Here is a 20,764-nt window from a genome sequence, read left to right as displayed (position 1 = left end):
TTCACCTTGCCTGCTTCTTGAGAAAGACGGTTGCCGCAGCGATGAGCAGAGGGCCTGCGACGACGAGCGGCAGGAAGGCGCTGCCGAGGTTTTCGAACGCCAGTCCCTTTGAAAAAGTGCCGCGCGAGATGATGTTGAAATAGGTGGTCGGGTAGATCTGGCCGATCAGCGCGCCGAGACCCTGGAGCGATGAGACCGGGTCGATCATGCCGGAAAACTGAACCGCCGGAATGATGGTCATCAGCGTTGTTCCGAATATCGCGGCGATCTGGCTCGATATGAAACTGGAAACCAGGAGGCCGAAGGCGGTGGAAAAGGCGACGTAGAGCAGGGCGGCGGCCGCAAATGGCAGCAGGCTGCCGGTAAAGGGTACCTGAAAGACGAGGACGGCGAAGAGCCAGAGCAGGGCGGCATTCGCCAAGCCGAGGACGAGATACGGAATCTGCTTGCCCAAAAGAAATTCGAGCCTGGTGACCGGCATCACGTAGAAATTGACGATCGAGCCGAGTTCCTTTTCCCGAACGACGGACAAGGCCGTGAGCATCGCCGGGATCAACAGCAGCAATAACGGTATGACGGCAGGCACCATGGCAACCAGGCTCTCGATGCCGGGATTGTAGCGAAAGCGGGTTTCGATCGAGAACGACGCAGCCGCCGCGTCACCGTAGGTTTCCCGCATATGCCGGGCAAGCCAGGCCGCATGCATTCCCTGGACATAGCCGCGAATGGTCTCGGCCCGTTGCGGCATCGCCCCGTCGATCCACGCTCCGATCTCCACGTCGTTGCCCCGCGCGACGCGTTCGGCAAAACCTGCCGGTATCTCGATTGCAAGTTTCAGCCTTCCCCCTCGCATGCGCCCGTCGAGATCGGCATAGTCTTGAAGTGGCGGCTCTTCGATGAAGTAGCGGGAACCGGCAATATTGGCGACGTAGTCCCGACTGGCGACCGTATCGTCTCGGTCGAGCACGGCGAAGGTCAGGTTCTGCACATCCATGTTGATGCCGTAACCGACGACGAACATCAGGATCACGCTGCCGATCAGCGCCAGTGTGGCGCGGATCGGATCGCGGCGCAGCTCAAGGGCTTCACGGCGGCTGAAACTCAAGATCCGGCGCAGGTCGAAAAGCCGTCGATGCGGCGGGGCGGCAGGCACCGGCGTGTCGGAGCCTTCCTCCGATTCCGTCGCCACCACGTCGGGTGTCTCCATCGTGGCGTCTTCGAGATAACCGATGAAGGCCTCTTCAAGCGTGGCCGCCTGGCGGTTCTCCTGGATTGCGGCGGGTGTATCGCTCACCAATACCTTGCCGGCATGCATCAGCGAGATGCGATCGCAGCGCTCTGCCTCGTTCATGAAGTGGGTGGAGATGAAAATCGTCACTTTCTCCTTGCGGGAGAGTTCGATCAGCATTGCCCAGAGCTGATCTCTGGCGATCGGATCGACCCCGGACGTCGGTTCGTCCAGGATCAGAACCTCGGGCGAATGGACAAGGGCTACGGCGAGCGACAGCCGCTGCCGGATACCGAGCGGTAGCGCGTCGGGCAGCGTATCCATGACTTCCAGCAGCTGGAACCGTCGCCCCATTTCTTCGATGCGCGTCGGAATTGTCTCGGGCGGGAGCCGGAAGATGCGCGCATGCAGGTCGAGGTTCTGTCGCACCGTCAGCTCGGTATAGAGTGAAAATGCCTGCGACATGTAGCCAACCCGTCTGCGGATATCCATGTCCCGCGGGTCGACTTGCCTGCCGAACAGCTTGGCCGTGCCTTCGCTTGCCGGCAACAGCCCGGTCAGCATTTTCATGGTGGTGGATTTGCCGCATCCGTTGGAGCCGAGAAAGCCGAAGATCTCGCCGCGACGGATACGGAAGCTGACATTGTCGACGGCGGTGAAGGCGCCGAAACGCATGGTCAGATCCTGCGCCTCGATGGCAAAATCCGCCTCGTCAAACGAGGGCGGCGGCTGAAGTTCCACCGCGTGATGCGCAGATCGCTTGTCCTCGGGCATCAGTGCAATGAAGGCGTCATCGAGGGTAGCGGCGCCCGTCTGCGCCAGGATCTCCTGTGGGGAGCCGGTTGCGAGGACTTTTCCCGAATCAATGGCTGCCAGCCAGTCGAAGCGTGCGGCCTCTTCCATATACGCGGTTGCGACAATGACGCTGATCTGCGGCCGCGCGGCCCGGATGTCGTCGATCAGGTTCCAGAATTGACGCCGCGACAGCGGATCGACGCCGGTTGTGGGTTCGTCGAGAATAAGGAGATCAGGATCATGGAGGAGAGCGCAGCAGAGGCTGAGCTTCTGTTTCATGCCACCGGAAAGCTTGCCGGCAGGCCGATCCTCGAATCCGGCAAGGCCCGTGCGCTTCAGGAGCGTGCGGATGCGCTGTTGGCGTTCGGCCTTGTTCTGGCCGAACAGGCTTCCGAAAAAATCGGCGTTTTCGAAGACCGACAGGGTTGGATAAAGATTGCGGCCGAGGCCCTGCGGCATATAGGCGATGGCCGGGCAGACGCGGCGGCGGTGGCGGCCGGCGCGCATATCGCCGCCCAGCGCCTGGACATCGCCCCGCTGGATCGAACGAGCGCCGGCGATCAGCGAAAGAAGCGTCGACTTGCCGACCCCGTCCGGGCCGATGAAGCCGGCCATCCGCCCTTGCGGTATATCCAGCGATATCCCGTCGAGCGCGAGGGTAGTGCCGTAGGTGTGGCTGACGCCCGTCAGACGGGCGACGAAGGCTGGTTCCGCGGGATCAACCATGGCTGACTGCTCCAAATCAAGGCGTAAGCGGTTGAGCTAGCGCGGCCGGCCATGCGGCGTTGGAATCGATTTTGACATAGGTCCGACCCGGAAGTCCGGTCTTCACCTGCGCCACGTATTTCTGCAGGAGTTCCCGCGGGACTTGGGCGCGCAGGCGGAACATCAGCTTCTGGCGCTCCTCCTCCGTCTCGACCGTCTTGGGCGTGAACTGCGCGATGTCCGAAACGAAGGATATCCTGGCCGGGATGACGTATTGGGGTGCGGCGTCGAGAACGATGCGCGCCTCGCTGCCGATGGCGGTTCGCCCGGCCTCGGCAGTCGGCAGGAAGAAGGTCATGTATACATCCCCGATATCCAGCATGTTGAGAACCCGTCCTCCGGCGGCGACAACTTCGCCAGGCCGGGCGACCAGGTATTGGATCCGGCCGCTGCGCGGCGCCTTGAGTTCGCAATCGCGCAGGTCCGCCTCGATCCTGGCGATCGTCGCCTGCGCCGCTTCGACCGATGCTTCTGCGTCAATCACCTGGGATCTGGCCGAACCGATGGCTGCGTCGGTTGCCGCAAGCCTCGCCCTGGCGGCTGCGACGGTTGCGACCGATGTGTCGACGCGAGCGCGGTCGTCGTCAAGAACCTGCTCCGAGACCGAGCCGCTGCGGGAAAGCTGCTCGCTGCGGGCAAGCCTCTTTCGAGCCGACTGGAGTTCCACCTCGTTTTGTGCAACGGCCGCGGCCGCGGCCTCCTTTTCTGCTTCCCTTTGGGTGACGAAGCTTCGGGCCGTGTCGATGCCGATCCTCGCCCTTGAAAGCTGCGCCTCGGCCTCCCGTTTCTCGGCGGTCAGCTGTTCGATATCCATCCGGGCCAGAATCTGCCCGACTTCGACAAAATCGCCTTCCTTGACGAGCACGTCCGAAAGGCGGCCGGCTGTCCGTGCGGCTATATCGATCTCTGTGGCTTCAATGCGTCCATTGCCGCTGGCGATACCGCGCAGCGCTTGTTCGGCGCTGCGGTCCTGTAGATATTTCCACGCAGAACCTGCGGCCAACCCGACAATGGCGAGGACGATGGCAATTTTCCCGGTGCGATTCACTGTATGGCTCCATCGGACATCTGGGGTTTGCGGCAGGCGCGAAAGCCTTGAGTATGATTGCTGTTGCCGACGCTCTCGGCTTCGTCTTGCGGTGCTATCTGATCGCCCGTCACCGTCCAGACGACATTGATGCGGATCAATGTTGCCGAGCGGTCGTGGCCGGATCCATGAAATCGTTGAGGATCGGCTCCTGTCCTTTCAAGATTTTCTGCCTTGCCTCGGCAATGGAAAACCAGCCGGCCCGGTCCACCTCCGGGAATTGTCTAAAGACACCCGAGCGCGGTGGCCATTCCAGCGAGAACAGATTGCTGACCAGGTGGCCTTCATCGATCGGGGGATCGGCTTCGACTGCCCAGACCAGAACCCTCTTGCCGCCGGGTTGCCTGTATTCCCCCAGTCGCTCGAAGGAGCCCTCGATGGTGGTTCCGATTTCCTCCGCCGCCTCGCGGATGGCGGCGCCAAGTTCGTCCTCGCCTTCTTCCACAAGGCCCTTCGGAATGGACCAGGCGCCATCGTCCTTGCGCGCCCAGAACGGTCCTCCAGGATGCACCAGGAGAACCTGCAGATCCCCACCCTGTCGGCGAAATATCAAGAGACCTGCGCTGCGCTTCGGCATCAGATGCAACTCCCGACGATCGAGCGCTCATGCTGCCTTGCGGCAACGCCATTTGTCCAGTTCGCTCACCAGCAGGATTGACGATGCGGCAAGCAGCATCAAGGCCCATTCGGAAAGGGATATCGGGGCAAGCTCGAGCGTATCCCGAAACCAGGGGATATACATCGCCGAGATATGCAGGGCCTGCGCTGCGACGACGGTCAAGATGAGCAGCGGATTGCCGAAAAAGTTGAACGAGAAAACCGAGCGTCGTTCCGATCGGCAGGTAAAGGTCTGAACATTCTCGAACATGACGAAAAGCAGAAGCAGCATGTTGCGCGCTGCGGACACTTCGTATCCCTGTTCGAGAAGCCAATAGAAGGCGGCGAAACCGCCGCCGCCGATCACGAGGGTGGACAGGAGGATGCGGCGGATCATCAGGCGGTCGAAGATCGGCTCCTTCGGGCGCCGCGGCGGCCGGGTGAGCTCGTCTCCCTCCGGCTTCTCTCCGGCAAGTGCGACGTCCTGGATGCCGTTGGTGACGAGATTGAGCCACAGGAGCTGCACCGGCAGCAGCGGCATCGGCAGGCCGAGCGGGATCGCCAGCAGGAAGAGCAGGATTTCGGCCGCACCCGTGGCGACCAGCATCAGGATAACTTTGCGGATATTCGAATAGGCGGTGCGCCCCTCGCGGATCCCGCTGACGATGGAGGCGAAGTTGTCGTCCGTGACGACGATGTCGGCGCTCTCTTTGGCGACCTCCGTACCCTTCCGGCCCATTGCCACGCCGACATGGGCATGTTTGAGCGCCGGCGCGTCGTTGACGCCATCTCCCGTGACGGCGACGAAATGGCCGTTGCGCGCCAGCGAAAGGACGATCGACAGCTTCTGGGCGGGGGCGACGCGGGCGTAAATCCGGACGCGGCGCGTCAACTCGTCGAGGGCGGCCTGTCCCGCCGCTTCGGCGCGATCTACCTCTTCACCCGTCGTCACCTGATCCTGCCTGAAAGCCAATCCGGCTTCGGCGGCGATGGCCGCTGCCGTTTTCGGATCGTCGCCTGTCACCATTGCGACCTGGACTCCCGCCGCGTGGCAGTCGCGGATCGCCTGGGGAACTTCCGGACGGATGGGGTCCTGCATACCTGCCAGACCAAGGAAAACAAGATCGACGAGGTGGTGGTGGCCAAAGGTCTCGTCCGCGCCGCTTCGGATTTCTCCTTCGGCAAAGGCGAGTACGCGCAGGCCGCGCTCCGCCATTTTTTCCTTCTGCCGTAGAAGCGTTAGACGTTCGATCGGCACGACGCCTTTGCCCGTATCCATCCGATCGGCCATGTCGATCAGGATTTCAGCCGAGCCCTTGACGAAAATGCGAATGCGTTCGCCGCTTCGATGGAAGGACGCCGCATATTTGAGATCCGGCTCGTAGGGAATGCGGCCGACGAGGGGATAGGTTTCCACCATCGTATCCTGGGTAAGACCGCCTTTATGGGCGGCTGCCAGCAGCGCGACGTCGACCGTATCGCCGACGCCTTTCCAGCCGTCGCCATCGCGTGAGAGCGAGCCTTCGTTCGGTAACAATGCCGCCTGCAGCAGTCTCGCGGCCCGGTTGCGTGCTTCGGAAGGACTCAGATCGGAGCCCCGGATCTCGCATGCGTCGAGATCCTGTCCGGCGTCGAGCAGCAGGTCGGTGCCCTCGGGCAGGCGGATATCCGTCACCGTCAGGTCGTTCAGGGTCAATGTTCCGGTCTTGTCGGTTGCGATCATCGTGCAGGATCCAAGCGACTCGACCGCCGGCATTCGTCGGACGATGACATTTCGCCTGGCCATGCGACGCATGCTGATTGCGAGCGCAATCGATATGGCGATCGGCAACCCTTCCGGAATGGCGCTGACGGCGAGGCCGACGGACATCAGGAACAGGTCGCTCCAGGCCATGCCGCGCAAAAGCCCGACGGCCACGAGCACGATCGAGGCAATCCCCACCGTCCAGGCGATGATATTCGAAAAGCGGGCAAGCCGGATCATCAGCGGCGGTTGCGAGATGGACGCCTTGTTGATCTCGGAAGCGATCCGCCCGATCTCGGTGGAAAGTCCCGTCGCAGTAACGACGCCCTTGCCGCGGCCGCGCGTAATCAAGGTTCCTGCGAATGCCATCGCGGCCTCCCGACCTTCGGGCGGCGTGCCCGGCAGGGGAAGTCTCTTTCGCGCGGGAAGGGACTCGCCGGTCAGCAGCGATTCGTCACAGAGAAGATCACTGGCTTCGACCAGCGAGACATCGGCCGGAACCCTTCCACCTGCCTCGAGCTGCACAAGATCGCCGTGGACGAGAAGGCGTGCTTCGATTTCCTGCACCTGGCCATCCCTGATAACAACGGCATACGGCTGTTCAAGCGCGCGAAGCGCCGCTGCGGCACGGCCCGCGGAGTATTCCTGCATGGTTCCTATGATACCGTTCAGGAGGAGCACGGCGCCGATAAAGGCGGCATCTTCCGCTTCGCCCGCCGCCAAGGATACGGCGGCTGCAAGCAGCAGGATATAGATCAGCGGGCTGCGGAACTGGCGCAGGAAAATGACCCACAGCGACGGTGCTTGCGGGGCCGGCAATAGGTTCTGGCCATGCTCGGCGAGCCGCGCCTCCGCCTCCTCGGCCGATAATCCCCATAAGCAGCTTTCATGGAGAGGAGGATCACTGAATCGCAGAGACGGGACGGACATATATGGGCTCCAGCAAAAACCGACCTCGAACCCGTGGCGGGTCCGAGCGGCTTTTCTGAAGACAATACCTGACGCAAATCACCGGCCATTGACATCCATCAATTCGGATGCGCCGCCTAACGTTTCCATCTCCAGTTCTGGATCTCCGGCATGTCTTCTCCGTATTCCCTGACATAGTGATGGTGTTCGTCAAGCTTGGCCTGCAGGGCTTCCACGACGTGACCTGCTTTCGCCTTGAGGCCCGGGACGCGTTCGATCGCCTCGATCGCAAGATGGTACCGGTCGAGTTCGTTCAACACGGTCATGTCGAAGGGCGTGGTCGTGGTACCTTCCTCCACGAAACCGCGGACGTGGATATTGCCGTGGTTGATGCGCTTATAGGTCATCCGGTGGATGAGATAAGGATAGCCGTGATAGGCAAAGATCACCGGCCGGTCGGTGGTGAAGAGGCGGTCGAATTCCTCGTCGGCAAGGCCGTGCGGGTGGTGTTCCTTCGATTGCAGGGCCATCAGGTCGACGACATTGACCACGCGGATCTTGAGTTCCGGTATCGCCTCCCGCAGGAGGGCGACGGCCGCGAGCGTTTCCATGGTCGGGACGTCGCCGGCGCATGCCATGACGACGTCGGGCGCGACTGCGCCGTCCTCGTTACCGGCCCAGGCCCAGATACCGGCTCCGGCCTCGCAATGCGCAACGGCCTCGTCCATCGTCAGCCATTGCGGCTCCGGCTGCTTGCCGGCAACGATGACGTTGATGCGGTCCCAGGTCCTCAGGCAATGGTCTCCGACCCACAAAAGGGTATTGGCATCCGGCGGCAGGTAGATGCGCACGATATCCGCTTTCTTGTTGGCGACGAGATCGACGAAACCGGGGTCCTGATGGGAAAAGCCGTTATGGTCCTGCCGCCAGACATGCGAGGTCAGCAGGTAGTTAAGCGAAGAGATCGGCTTTCTCCAGGGCAGTTCCCGGGAAACCTTCAGCCACTTGGCGTGCTGGTTGAACATCGAATCGACGATATGGATGAAGGCTTCGTAGCAGGAGAAGAAGCCGTGCCGGCCGGTCAGCAGGTAGCCTTCCAACCAGCCCTGGCAAAGATGTTCCGAGAGCACCTCCATCACCCGGCCGTCGCGCGCAAGGTGCACGTCATAAGGCTCGATCCTCTCCATCCAGACACGATCGGTGGCCTCGAAGACGGCACCTAGCCGGTTGGACTCCGTTTCGTCGGGGCCGAAGATGCGGAAATTCGAGTGGGCGTCGTTGAGCTTCAGCACGTCGCGCAGGTATTTGCCGAGGATCTCCGTTGTCTGCACCATCAGCGCGCCGCGCTCGGTCACCGGCACGGCGTAATCGCCGATGTCCGGCACGACGAGCTCCTTGCGCAGGAGACCACCGTTGGCGTGCGGGTTGGCGCCCATCCGGCGTTCACCCGTCGGTACCAGCGCCCTCAACTCCTCCTTCAGTCGCCCGTCCGCATCGAACAGATCGTCCGGATTGTAGCTCCGCATCCAGTCTTCGAGGATTTTGCGGTGCCCGGCGTCCCCGCGGCAATTTGCGACAGGCACCTGATGGGCCCGCCAGAAGTCCTCCACCTTCTTGCCGTCCACCTCCTTTGGCCCCGTCCAGCCCTTGGGGCTGCGCAGCACGATCATCGGCCAGCGCGGGCACTGGTCGCCGGCCTTGCCTTCGCGGGCTTCGCTCTGGATCGTCCTGATGCGGTCGAATGCCTGATCGAGTACTGCAGCCATCTGCCTGTGCATCTTTTCCGGCTCGTGCCCTTCGACGAAGAAAGGCTCGTAGCCATGGCCGCGGAAGAGATGGTCGAGGTCTTCGTCGCTCATCCGCGACAGCACGGTCGGATTGGCGATCTTGTAGCCGTTAAGATGCAGGATCGGCAGAACCGCGCCATCGCGAGCCGGATTAATGAATTTGTTCGACTGCCAGCTTGCCGCAAGCGGTCCGGTCTCGGCCTCGCCGTCGCCGACGACGCAGGCGACGACGAGATCGGGGTTGTCGAAGGCGGCGCCATAGGCATGCACCAGCGCATAGCCGAGCTCGCCCCCTTCGTGGATGGAGCCGGGTGTTTCAGGCGCCGCGTGGCTCGGAATGCCGCCTGGAAAGGAAAACTGCCTGAAGAGCCTTTTCATGCCCTCGGCGTCTTGGCCGATATCCGGATAGATCTCGCTGTAGCTGCCTTCGAGATAGGTGCTGGCGACCATGCCAGGCCCGCCGTGTCCGGGGCCGCAGACATAGATCATGCCGATATCGCGGTGACGGATGACGCGGTTGAGGTGGGTATAGATGAAGTTGAGGCCGGGCGTCGTGCCCCAGTGGCCGAGCAGGCGAGGCTTGATGTGTTCGGGCTTCAGCGGCTCGCGCAGAAGGGGATTGTCGAGCAGATAGATCTGCCCCACGGAAAGATAATTGGCGGCGCGCCAATAGCGGTCCAGCAGCGCCAGCTCTTGCGGGCCGATCTCGGGCTGTGTGGGAAGGGGCACGTTAAGCTGCATCGACTTCTCCTTGGGCTGGGCCGTTAGGCCGGCACGCGATCGTTCGCTTTCAGAACAGAAAGACATTCGTCGGCGATCATCTGTTCTTCGTCCGTCGGAATGACATGGACTGCGACATGGCTTGTTGGGGTACTGATTTTAGAGGCGTTCCTGCCGTTGGCTGCGGCATCGAGTTCGACACCCAACCAGAGCAGTCGGTCGGCGACGCGTTCGCGGATAATCGGCTGGTTTTCGCCGATGCCGGCGGTGAATACGAGGCCGTCCAATCCTCCGAGCGTCGAGGCCAGGCGGCAGATTTCTCCGGCGATCCTGAATATGAAGAGATCAACCGCTTCCCGGGCTTCCTTGCCATCGTCCTTGACAAGTTCGCGGATGTCGCCGCTGACACCGGAGACGCCGAGAAGACCGCAATGGTGATAGAGCATTTCCTCGACTTCCCGGACGGACTTGCCGAGTGGGCCAAGGAAATGCAGCAGGACACCCGGATCAAGCCAGCCCGGACGTGTCGCCATCGGAACGCCGTCGAGCGTTGAAAAGCCCATGCTGGAATCGCGGCTCGCACCGTTTTCTATGGCGCAAAGGCTGGCGCCGCTGCCGAGATGGGCGATGACCACCTTGCCATCGGCGATGTCGGGAGCCTTTTTCACGAGAGCGCCTTTCACGTAACGGTAGGAAAGACCGTGGAACCCGTACCGCTTGATGCCCCGGTCGTGATAGGCTCGCGGAATGGCCAGACGCCGAACGAGGTCAGGCTGGCTCGCGTGAAAGGTCGTATCGAAGGAGCCGGTCTGGAAAAGCGACGGGCGGAGATGCCTCACGGCCCTGATAAGCCTAAGTGCCTGGGGCTGATGCAAGGGCGCGAGCTCGGTCAGCTTCCTGATGCTTTCGAGCGTTTCTGCTTCCAGTTCCACCGGCCCGTCGAACATATCGCCGCCGTGGACGATCCGGTGGCCTGCGGCCATAACGGCCTCGAGATCGAAATGCTTGCCGAGTTCCCGGAAGACTTCGCCGATGAGTTCCGCAAGATCGTCGCCGGCCGCGCCCTTCAAAGGCAGTTCAAATTGCTCCGGACCTTCCTTGAGATGCAGCACCGGGGGCTGATCTGCAAAATCGACGACCGCCTTGCCGACACGAGCGGCCCCATGGCCGTCCAACCTGAAGATGCCGATCTTCACCGTCGATGAACCGGCATTGAAGGTCAGGAGGAGTTTGTCGGTCATGGGATATCCATTGTCTTGCGATTTCCGGCCGCCATGAGCGCCACAAGAGCTGCCGGTGCAGTGCGAACCTCGGCCGGCTCGGCGCGATTTGTCAGAAGGATAGGAACGCGGGCGGCTCCGACCAGTCCCGCCGCGTCGGCTTCGGCAAAATAGATCGGCTGTTTGGCAAGCATGTTACCGGCCCCAACGAAGAATTCGCCAGGCGAGGCTGGCTTTGGCCTTTGTGTCGCATGCCGGGTTCTCGGCTTCCTTGACGCAGCGCAAGGTGCGGCCGGCCGTCATGAAGAATTGATCTTCGCGATGCAGGCTGCAGGAAATCATCCAAAGGAGAATAGCGATGCTGCAGCATGCGGTGGAAAATGCTCTCAGGCCTGATGACCTGGCCGATCTGTCTGAAGAACTGTCTGCGCTGCGCCACGACATAGCCAAACAAGGGGCACCGATGTTGGGCGGATTGCTGGGCGCAGACCCACTGGCCGGGGACAAGCGGGCGGGGCTGGAAAACCTCTGCCACTATCTTTCGCTGCGTCACCATGATCTGAGGCCCCTGCAGCGAAAGCTGATGCGGCGGGGGCTGTCCTCGCTCGGTCGCTTGGAGAGCCGGGTCTTGCCGACGATCGATGCCGTTCTGGCTGCGCTTGCGGCGATGCGCGGCGTCGACCCGCAATTTGCGTCGCCGTCGGAGGGCGAGTTCTTCCGGGGCGAAAATCTTCTGGCGCAGGCTACGGACGAGCTTTTCGGGCTGCCCCGCGCCAACCGGCGCGGGCGTATCATGGTAACGCTTCCAAGCGAGGCCGCGAGCCGGCCGGACTTCATCCTCGATCTCGCCAGGCGCGGAATGGATGTGGCGCGGATCAACTGCGCCCATGACGATGAGCAGGCCTGGACGGAGATGGCACGACACGTGCGCGCCGCTGGAACCGACATCGGTCGCCGCCTGACGATCTTGATGGATATAGCAGGCCCGAAAATCCGCACGGAAGCCGTCGCGACGGAAAAGGGATCGCGGATCGAGACAGGCGATCTGTTGCGGTTGGTGGCGAAGGGCACGCCTTACGCAACGCCCGAGGTCGCTTTCTGCGCGGCTGTCTCGCTGCCCGAGATCGTCACACGCGTTTCGGTCGGCGACCGGATCCGCTATGATGACGGCAAGCTGGAAGGCGTGATCGAAAGCGTTGGCGACGGCGAGGCACTCGTTCGGATAACGCATACAAAAACGGGCGGTGCCAAGTTGAAGGCAGAGAAAGGACTGAACCTGCCGGATACGGCGCTTGGTCTGTCTCCCTTGACCGCCAAGGATCAGAGCGATCTCGCCACCATCATTCGCCATGCCGATATGCTCGGCTATTCCTTTGTGAGCCGTGCCGACGACATCGACCTCCTGGAGGAGGCGCTTGGCGAACATCCCCCGCGCGAACATGCGCTTGGCCTCATCGCCAAGATCGAGCAGCCGCAGGCGGTCACAAATCTGCCGGCATTGATCGCACGTGCCCGCTGCCGCAATCGCCCCTTCGGCGTGATGATTGCCCGCGGCGATCTTGCCGCCGAGATCGGCTTCGAGCGGGTGGCGGAAATGCAGGAGGAAATCCTCTGGATATGCGAGGCCGCCTTCGTGCCGACGGTCTGGGCGACGCAGGTTCTGGAGGATCTGGTAAAAGACGGCCTGCCATCCCGCGGCGAGATGACCGACGCAGCCATGGCTGCCCGCGCGGAATGCGTCATGCTCAATAAGGGACCTGCCGTTGGTGAGGCAGTCAGCCTGCTTGACAGCCTTCTCGCCCGTATGGACGAACATATCTTCAAGAAGACCCCGACGCTGCGGGCGCTGAAGTCTTGGTAGAGCAAGCGGAGCCTCGCAGTTGACCCATGAAAGGTGGCGTCGGGTCGCACGGCTTCTTTGGATGAAGCGATTCTGTGAGGGAATGCACGATGATGACAGAAGATCAGAGCGGCACGATCGCCTTCCTGACAGATCCGGCCACCTATGGCCTGACAGGTCCGGTCGAGGTGATCGAAACGCATATTTCGGTGGTCGTGCTGGCCGGCGAACGGGCATACAAGCTGAAGAAGGCGCTGAAGCTTCCCTATGTGGATTTTTCCACCGCTGCAATCCGCGAAGAGGCCTGCCGCAAGGAGGTCGCTCTGAATGGCGAGACAGCACCCAACCTCTACCTGGGAGTTCGCCGGATCACATCTGCGGCTGACGGTTCGCTCGAGTGGGACGGCGACGGGGACCCGGTGGATTGCGTCGTCGAGATGGTTCGTTTCAAGCAGGAGAACCTTTTCGACCGCATGGCGGTGTCCGGGAAACTGACGCCCGGACTCATGAGCGCCGCCGCGCGCATGATCGCCGTCTACCACGCAAAGGCGCCGGTGGTTGCTGCCGGAGGCGGCGCCGACAATATCGCAGCCGTTCTGGACATCAACGACGCGGGTTTCGCCACCAGCCGGGTCTTCGACAGGACCGCGCTGGCCTCGGTCGGCGAGGCGTTCCGGTCACGATTGCGGCGTCACGCTGCATTGCTGGACAGAAGGGCGGCCGCCGGCAAGGTCCGCCGCTGCCATGGAGACCTTCATCTGCGCAATCTGTGCCTGTTGGAGGGCGAGCCACGCCTCTTCGACTGCATCGAATTCAATGCGCAGATTGCCACCATCGACGTGCTCTACGATCTGGCCTTCCTTCTGATGGATCTGTGGCACCGGGGTTTCCCGGAACTCGCCAACCTCACGATGAACCGTTATCTCGACGAAACCGGCGATGCGGAAGGTTTCTGCCTGCTGCCTTTCTTCATGGCCATCCGGGCAGCCGTCCGCGCGCATGTCACCGCGACGCAGGCCGAAGAGCCGGGGCAGGATCTCTCCAGGTTGACGGCGGAGGCAAAATCCTACTTCGATATGATCGACGTCCTGCTGCAGGACAGGCCGGCCCGCCTGATTGCGATCGGCGGCTTGAGCGGTTCCGGCAAGACGGCCGTGGCCGACCGCCTGGCGGCGAGAGTCGGAGCACCCGCAGGCGCAAGGATTCTTGAAAGCGACCGTATCCGCAAAGCCCTCTACGGGGTTTCGGTGGAAACGAGATTGCCTGTTTCTGCCTACGATCCGGAGGTTTCGCGGAAAGTCTACCAGGAGATGGCGCGGCATTCCCAACTCATTCTGGAGCAGGGCGGCTGCGTGGTGGCGGATGCCGTTTTCGACAACCCGGCCAACCGCAAGCTGATAGAAGGCGCCGCAGCCGGCGCGGATTTCCTGGGTGTCTGGTTGGATGCCGTTCCGGCAATCCTCCTGCAGCGAGTACGCAGCCGCGTCGGCGGCCCGTCGGATGCGGATGCCGGCGTATTGGAAGCACAACTTGCCCGCAAACCGTCGGATATCTCCTGGCGGCATGTCGATGCATCCCTGCCGCTGGAGGAGGTCGTCGAGCTCATTTGCCGCTGAAAAAGGCGCCGGCTCCTGGACCGGCGCCTACATCCGATCAACCCGCGGAAGAGAAATCGAGCACCATCCGCCCTTCGATCTTGCCATCCTTCAGGCGGGTGAAGATGTCGTTGATGTCCTCGATCGGCGCTTTGTGGATTTCCGTCCTGACCTTGCCTTCGGTCGCGAAGGCGATGGCCTCATCGAGGTCACGCCGCGTTCCAACGATCGAGCCACGGACCGTGATGCGCTTCAAGACCACGTCGAAGATCGGCGTGGGGAATTCACCGGGCGGCAGCCCCACGAGGCTGACGGTGCCCTTGCGTCGCACCATGCGGATCGCCTGGGAAAACGCCGGCGGCGAGACCGCCGTCACCAGCACGCCATGGGCACCGCCGCCTGTGGCGGTCATGACCTCCTCGACGGCGGTCAGGGCACGAGCATCGACGGCGAGATCGGCGCCTAAGTTGCGGGCAAGTTCGAGCTTATCGGCGCTGACATCGAGCGCTGCGACCTTCAGACCCATGGCCTTGGCATATTGGACGGCGACGTGACCGAGACCGCCGATACCCGAGATCGCGACCCATTCGCCCGGCCTGGCTTCGGTTTCCTTGAGACCTTTATAGGTCGTGACACCGGCGCAAAGGATCGGGGAGATAGCAGCAAAATCGACGTTCTGCGGCAATCGCGCGGCAAAGGCCGCGTCGGCGATCACATATTCCGCGAACCCGCCGTTGCAGCTATAGCCGGTATTGTGCTGATGCTCGCAAAGGGTCTCCCAGCCGGTTTCGCAATATTCGCAGCGCAGGCAGGCATCATGCAGCCAGGCGACGCCGACGGCATCGCCCTCCTTGAAACCCGTGACGCCGGGGCCGAGTTCGACCACGATGCCGGCAGCTTCATGTCCGGGGATGAAGGGAGGCGTCGGCTTGACGGGCCAATCGCCGTCGGCGGCATGAAGATCCGTGTGGCAGACACCGCAGGCCATGACCTTCACCAGCATTTCGCCGGGGCCGGGAACGGGTACCGGCACGCATTCGATGGCAAGAGGCTTGCCGAATTGATGCACTATCGCGGCTTTCATGGTTCTTGCCATCAATTGCTCCTTTGCAAAAAGATAAAGTCCGGCGGCGATTGTCCTCAACTTTGCCGTGGTTTCATTGACGCAGCGCAATGAGGAGAGGATTGCTATCCGTTGACGCCGATCAATGCCGATGTCCCCGGATCTGCGAAGTTGAGAACAACAGGCGAAGGCCTGGGTTCAGCATTTGGCGGAACGGCAAGATGAAAATGGAATACGATGTGGGAGGGCTCGATGCGGCGGATGTGCATCGCGCCTACGCAGTCATTCAACATGTAATTCCGGGTATCGATCTGGAGGAGTGGAAGGCCCTGACGGCAACCGCCGCCTCCCGTCACGACTGGCTGACCGTGACGGATGCGCGCGGCTATATCCGCGGGCTTTGTTACGTCTTCACCCGGGAGCATCCGGTACGCGGGTCTCAGCTGGAAGTTCCGATCTTTGCGGCAGTCAGCCTCGTCGACAAACACGGTGTGGCCCGCCAGCTTTTCGAACTCGCCAAATCGCGCGCAAAACAGGCGGGTGTCGAAACCATCCACTTCTGGGCCGCCGGCTCCACGGACTGGGAAAGCCTCGCGAAACTCAGGGAGGCTGCGCCGTGGGACGATGGCGTGATGTATCATCTCAAGACCGACCGGACTTTTCTTTGCTGAAGGGGTAGCCCTACTCAGTGCCAGGCCCCCGGCCGATACTCCTGCCCGGGCATCGCGGACAATAGCGTCTGAAAACCGGATTTTCAGTTTCAAAACCTGTTGCGCATAGGGGCAGGCTTCAATACGGCTGGGCGTCCTTGTTGCCAATCGGCGCTCTCGCCGGCGTTTTGAAAGTGGCCTATATGGCAAAACCACGCCTTGTCATTGTCGTTGCAGTCTCCCGCAATGGAGTAATCGGGCGTGATGGCGATATGCCATGGAGGCTCTCCACCGATCTCAAACGATTCAAGGCGCTCACGCTCGGCAAACCCGTCATCGTCGGACGCAAGACTTTCGATTCCTTCGGCGGAAAGCCGCTGCCCGGACGTCCGCATGTGGTGGTGACCCGAAACCACGAGTTTCGGCCCGACGGCGTAGCGGTCGCGCCCTCATTCTCTGAGGGCCTGCGCATGGCCGAGGAGAAGGCGGCTGAGATAAGCGCCGATGAGGTGTACGTGCTGGGCGGCGGTGAAATTTATACGCAGGCGATCAAACTCGCGGAAAAGCTGTACGTCACGCATGTCGACGCGGACATTTCAGACGGCGATACTTTCTTTCCGGACATAGATCCGCAGGTTTTCGAAAAGGTGGAAGAGGTTGCTGTCCCGGCTGGCGAGAAGGACAACTATGCGACGCATTTCGTCACCTATCGGCGCCGAAGCGCGACAAACTGAGACATTTCGTTACCGAACAACGGGAAGTTATTGAAGCTGCGTTGAAAGCGGGGCGCGGGATACCTATAACGGCAAGGCCCGGCTGCCGTCACGCGGTATGTCGCGGCATGGGAGTGGTACGAACAAAGAGGTTTTGATGCCCTGGAGCAATCAGAATGGCGGCGGCGGCCCTTGGGGCGGCGGTGGCGGTAATAATCAAGGACCCTGGGGGCAGGGACCGAACCGCCCACGCGGCGGGGGAGGCAGCGGTGGTCCACCTGATCTGGAGGACATCATCCGGCGCAGCCAGGATCGCCTGCGTGGCGTAATGCCCGGCGGCTTCAACGGCGGCGCCTTCGTCATCGTGCTTCTTATCGTCGTGGCGTTTCTTGCATTCCAGTCTGTCTATACGGTCCAGCCGGACGAGCGCGGCGTCGAGTTGCGTTTTGGCCGTCCGAAGGACGAGATTTCCATGCCGGGCCTGCATTTCCATCTCTGGCCGCTGGAGTCCGTCGAGATCGTCAAGGTCACGGAGCAGCAACAGAATATCGGCGCGGCGCGGGGTTCGAGCTCCAATGCCGGCTGGATGCTGACGGGCGACTCTAACATCGTCAACGTGCAGTTTTCCGTGCTGTTCACGGTGACCGACCCCAAGGCCTATCTCTTCAACCTGGAAAGCCCCGCTTCGACGCTGCAGCAGGTCGCAGAAAGCGCCATGCGCGAAGTTGTCGGCCGCCGTCCGGCGCAGGACATTTTCCGCGACAACCGCGAAGACATCTCGACCGAGGTGCGAGGCATCATCCAGGGCACGATGGACACCTACGGTTCCGGCATTTCCATCAATGCGGTGCCGATCGAGGATGCGGCGCCGCCGCGTGAAGTGGCCGATGCCTTCGAAGAAGTGCAGCGCGCCGAACAGGACGAAGACCGTTTCGTGGAAGAGGCGAACCAATACGCCAACCAGAAGCTCGGCCAAGCCCGCGGACAGGCCGCCCAGGTTCGCGAAGAAGCGTCCGCCTACAAGGACCGTGTCGTGAACGAGGCTCAGGGTGAGGCGCAACGCTTCATCTCCATCTATCAGGAATATGCCAATGCGCCCGACGTCACCCGTCAACGCATCTTCCTCGAAACGATGGAAGCGGTGCTGAAGAGCTCAAACAAGATCATCCTGGAGAACAAGGAGGGCGTCATTCCTTACCTGCCGCTCAACGAGATCAACCGGCCCCAGGCCCAGCCGGGAGCTGCACGATGAACTCCAATCGACTTCCGGCAATTCTGATCGGCCTCGCCGTCATTCTTGTCCTGCTCTATTCATCCGTCTTCGTGGTCAACGAACGGGAACAGGCGATCGTGGTCCGGTTCGGCCAGATTCAAGACGTCAAGCGCGAGCCGGGCATCTATTTCAAGCTGCCCTTCGCCTTCATGGATGCGGACCGCGTTCAGTATCTCGAAGACCGCGCGCTGCGTTTCGATCTCGACAATATCCGCGTGCAGGTGCGCGGCGGCGCCTTCTATGAGGTCGACGCCTTCGTCGTCTATTCGATCACCGATCCACGCCGGTTCCGTGAAACGGTGTCCGGCGACAGGGAATCGGCGGAATCTCGGCTGCGCACTCGTCTCGATGCGGCGCTTCGCCGAGTCTACGGCCTGCGCAACTTCGATGCTGCGCTATCTGACGAACGCTCCTCGATGATGCAGGAGGTTCACACCGATCTCAACGCGGCGGCCGAGACCTTGGGCCTCACCATCCGGGACGTGCGGATCCGTCGCACCGATCTCACGCAGGAAGTCTCGGCGCAGACCTTCCAGCGCATGAAGGCGGAGCGACTTGCGGAGGCGGAACTGATCCGTGCGCGCGGCAATGAACAGGGGCAGCGTCGGCGGGCGATTGCCGATCGTCAGGTCGTCGAACTGGTCTCCGAGGCGCAAAGGGATTCGGAAATCCTGCGCGGTGAAGGCGACGCGGAACGCAACCGGATCTTCGGCGAAGCCTTTAAGCGCGACCCGGCCTTCTTCGAATTCTACCGCTCGATGCGGGCCTATGTGGCTTCGCTTGCCGATACCGGGACGACCATGGTCCTGTCGCCAAATTCGGAGTTCCTGCGCTTCTTCAATTCTCCGACGGGAACGCGGCCGGAGCAGCAAGCGCCGGCGGCACCTGCAGTACCCGCAGCACCTGCCAACTGACATCCTGCGCAAGAGGGGCGGCGGCGAGGTGCCCCTCTTGTTTCGGGATGATCGGCAGGCGACACCCGCTCGGTCGCAGTATGCTCACGAAAAGGTAATTTCCCCGGCATGCATTCCGCCTTATGCTTTGTCGAAACTCTGCCCGATTCAAAGGCTCCAATGATCTTCCCGGGTGAGTGTCGCTCGTCGGGGGCGATGCAGCAAATCCAATAGCGAGGATGCCAGATGGCCCAGACGGTTCGATCGTCCTTCACGCGCTTCGTCACGTTGACGGCCTCTCTTGCCGTATTGGCGAACCCTCTGCAGGCGGTCGCGCAGGCGCCGACACCTCCGGCACCCGAGCAAAATGGAAATTCGCCCGGCCCGATGCTGCCAGCTCCGCCGACAGCGTCTCCGACGATCAATCCGCCACCGCCGCCGAGCCCGATAGCCCCGGCAGGACCGGCGTCGATCGCCGATATGGCTGAAGGGCTGCTCGATGCGGTGGTCAACATTTCGACCTCGCAGAGCGTCAAGGATCAAGGCGCAGGCCCGCAGCCGCAAATCCAGGAAGGCTCGCCTTTCCAGGAGTTCTTCGAGGATTTCTTCGACGGCCCGGGCAACCAGGGCGGAAATCAGAAGGTTTCTTCGCTCGGTTCCGGCTTCGTGATCGATCCGAGCGGCTATGTGGTAACCAACAACCACGTCATCGAAGGCGCCGACGACATCGAAGTGATCTTCCCGAACGGCAGCAAGCTCAAAGCAAGATTGGTCGGAACCGATACAAAGACCGATCTGTCCGTCCTGAAGGTCGAGCCGAAGACACCGTTGAAGGCCGCGCGTTTCGGCGATTCCCGAAAGATGCGCATCGGGGATTGGGTCATGGCGATCGGCAATCCCTTCGGTCTCGGCGGCTCGGTGACGCTCGGCATCATTTCGGCCCGGGGCCGCAACATCAACGCCGGGCCTTATGACAATTTCATCCAGACGGACGCGGCGATCAACAAAGGCAATTCGGGCGGCCCGTTGTTCAACATGAGCGGCGAGGTCATCGGCATCAATACCGCCATCATCTCTCCATCCGGCGGCTCGATCGGCATCGGCTTTGCCGTGCCGACGGAACTCGCGGAAAATATCGTCCACCAGCTCATAGAATTCGGCGAAACGCGCCGCGGCTGGCTCGGTGTGCGCATCCAGCCGGTAACCGACGACGTGGCGGCGAGCCTCGGTCTCGATCGCGCACGCGGCGCGCTGATTTCTGGCGTTGTCAACGGCGGACCGATTCAGAAGGGCGAGATCAAGGCGGGCGACGTGATCCTGACCTTCGACGGCCACCCGGTCAACGAGATGCGCGACCTGCCACGCATCGTGGCCGAAAGCCCCGTCGCCAAGGAAGTCGACGTCGTCATCATGCGGGACGGAAAGGAAGAGACCGTCAAGGTGACGCTTGGACGCCTGGAGGACAGCGCCGAGCCTGAGGAGAATGCCGAGCAACCCAGCCTGCCCGAGGGACAGGGCGAGAACCTCGAACCCGACAACGGCACGCCGGGGGATCAGAAGGGCGGCGAGACAGCTGAAAAACCTGCGGCGACCTTCGGGATGACGCTTGCGGCGCTGGACGAGGAACGCCGTAAGGCTTTCAGCATCGCCGAAAGCGTCGAGGGCGTGGTGATTACCGCTGTCGAACCCAATTCGCCTGCGGCACAGAAAGGCCTGAAGGTCGGCGAAGTTGTCGTGGAAGTGGGGCAGGACTTCGTTGAGAACCCCGCCGATGTCGTCAAGAGGATCAATGCACTGAAGGCGGAAGGCCGCCGGAACGCGCATGTGATGATCGCAGATTCTGCCGGCAACCTCCGTTTCGTGGCCTTGCCGCTGGAATAGCCCG

15 protein-coding genes are annotated in these 20,764 nt (G+C 61.9%); 7 read left to right on the top strand and 8 right to left on the bottom strand.

Annotated elements, in window-relative coordinates; genetic code table 11:
- Position 1: 1 nt before the first annotated feature.
- From rbbA to EDE05_RS19575, 7 genes are all read right to left on the bottom strand, one after another.
- Positions 2-2,749, bottom strand: a complete 2,748-nt coding sequence (gene rbbA, locus EDE05_RS19605; RefSeq protein WP_134102438.1) for a ribosome-associated ATPase/putative transporter RbbA — start codon at positions 2,747-2,749, stop codon at positions 2-4.
- A 16-nt stretch (positions 2,750-2,765) separates the two neighbouring features.
- A complete protein-coding gene (locus EDE05_RS19600) occupies positions 2,766-3,791 on the bottom strand; it encodes an HlyD family efflux transporter periplasmic adaptor subunit (protein WP_245422978.1) in 1,026 nt (341 codons plus the stop codon).
- A gap of 181 nt (positions 3,792-3,972) precedes the next feature.
- Positions 3,973-4,452 carry an NUDIX domain-containing protein gene (locus EDE05_RS19595; protein ID WP_132412821.1) on the bottom strand — a complete coding sequence of 160 codons (480 nt, stop codon included), beginning with the start codon at positions 4,450-4,452 and terminating at the stop codon, positions 3,973-3,975.
- Positions 4,453-4,479: 27 nt separating this feature from the next.
- A complete protein-coding gene (locus tag EDE05_RS19590; protein WP_132412823.1) occupies positions 4,480-7,146 on the bottom strand; it encodes an HAD-IC family P-type ATPase in 2,667 nt (888 codons plus the stop codon).
- A 116-nt stretch (positions 7,147-7,262) separates the two neighbouring features.
- The gene (locus EDE05_RS19585) at positions 7,263-9,653 is read right to left on the bottom strand and encodes a phosphoketolase family protein (protein ID WP_134102435.1); all 2,391 of its coding nucleotides are present in this window, start codon (positions 9,651-9,653) and stop codon (positions 7,263-7,265) included.
- 23 nt (positions 9,654-9,676) lie between these two features.
- Positions 9,677-10,873: an acetate/propionate family kinase gene (locus tag EDE05_RS19580; RefSeq protein ID WP_132412827.1), complete on the bottom strand. Its 1,197-nt coding sequence runs from the start codon at positions 10,871-10,873 to the stop codon at positions 9,677-9,679.
- Complete coding sequence (locus tag EDE05_RS19575; protein WP_348631330.1) at positions 10,870-11,046, bottom strand: hypothetical protein; 177 nt, start codon at positions 11,044-11,046, stop codon at positions 10,870-10,872. The genes EDE05_RS19580 and EDE05_RS19575 overlap by 4 nt, the downstream gene beginning before the upstream one ends.
- A 164-nt stretch (positions 11,047-11,210) precedes the next feature.
- Here EDE05_RS19575 and EDE05_RS19570 point away from each other — a divergent pair, with 164 nt between their 5' ends.
- Positions 11,211-12,713, top strand: coding sequence for a pyruvate kinase (locus tag EDE05_RS19570; protein ID WP_134102432.1), 1,503 nt, complete (start codon positions 11,211-11,213; stop codon positions 12,711-12,713).
- An 89-nt stretch (positions 12,714-12,802) separates the two neighbouring features.
- Positions 12,803-14,308 (top strand): bifunctional aminoglycoside phosphotransferase/ATP-binding protein, encoded by a 1,506-nt coding sequence (locus tag EDE05_RS19565; protein ID WP_132412831.1) that lies wholly within the window; start codon positions 12,803-12,805, stop codon positions 14,306-14,308.
- Between the two features lie 37 nt (positions 14,309-14,345).
- On the opposite strand, the gene adhP is transcribed toward EDE05_RS19565, so the two are convergent.
- Positions 14,346-15,383 carry an alcohol dehydrogenase AdhP gene (gene adhP, locus EDE05_RS19560; protein WP_132412833.1) on the bottom strand — a complete coding sequence of 346 codons (1,038 nt, stop codon included), beginning with the start codon at positions 15,381-15,383 and terminating at the stop codon, positions 14,346-14,348.
- A gap of 188 nt (positions 15,384-15,571) precedes the next feature.
- Between adhP and EDE05_RS19555 the strand changes: the two genes are divergently transcribed.
- The 5 genes from EDE05_RS19555 (at position 15,572) to EDE05_RS19535 (ending at position 20,760) form a co-directional block, all read left to right on the top strand.
- The gene (locus tag EDE05_RS19555) at positions 15,572-16,021 is read left to right on the top strand and encodes a hypothetical protein (RefSeq protein WP_112798111.1); all 450 of its coding nucleotides are present in this window, start codon (positions 15,572-15,574) and stop codon (positions 16,019-16,021) included.
- Between the two features lie 182 nt (positions 16,022-16,203).
- Complete coding sequence (locus EDE05_RS19550) at positions 16,204-16,734, top strand: dihydrofolate reductase (RefSeq protein WP_132412835.1); 531 nt, start codon at positions 16,204-16,206, stop codon at positions 16,732-16,734.
- Between the two features lie 136 nt (positions 16,735-16,870).
- A complete protein-coding gene (gene hflK / locus EDE05_RS19545) occupies positions 16,871-17,965 on the top strand; it encodes an FtsH protease activity modulator HflK (protein ID WP_105373812.1) in 1,095 nt (364 codons plus the stop codon).
- Positions 17,962-18,900: a protease modulator HflC gene (locus EDE05_RS19540; protein WP_105373811.1), complete on the top strand. Its 939-nt coding sequence runs from the start codon at positions 17,962-17,964 to the stop codon at positions 18,898-18,900. The genes hflK and EDE05_RS19540 overlap by 4 nt, the downstream gene beginning before the upstream one ends.
- A gap of 225 nt (positions 18,901-19,125) precedes the next feature.
- Complete coding sequence (locus EDE05_RS19535; protein ID WP_132412837.1) at positions 19,126-20,760, top strand: Do family serine endopeptidase; 1,635 nt, start codon at positions 19,126-19,128, stop codon at positions 20,758-20,760.
- The last annotated feature ends 4 nt before the right edge of the window (positions 20,761-20,764 follow it).

This window comes from Neorhizobium sp. R1-B (genome assembly GCF_004368875.1).
Classification (GTDB): Bacteria; Pseudomonadota; Alphaproteobacteria; order Rhizobiales; family Rhizobiaceae; genus Neorhizobium; species Neorhizobium huautlense.
This window is presented reverse-complemented; position numbering and strand designations above follow the sequence as displayed.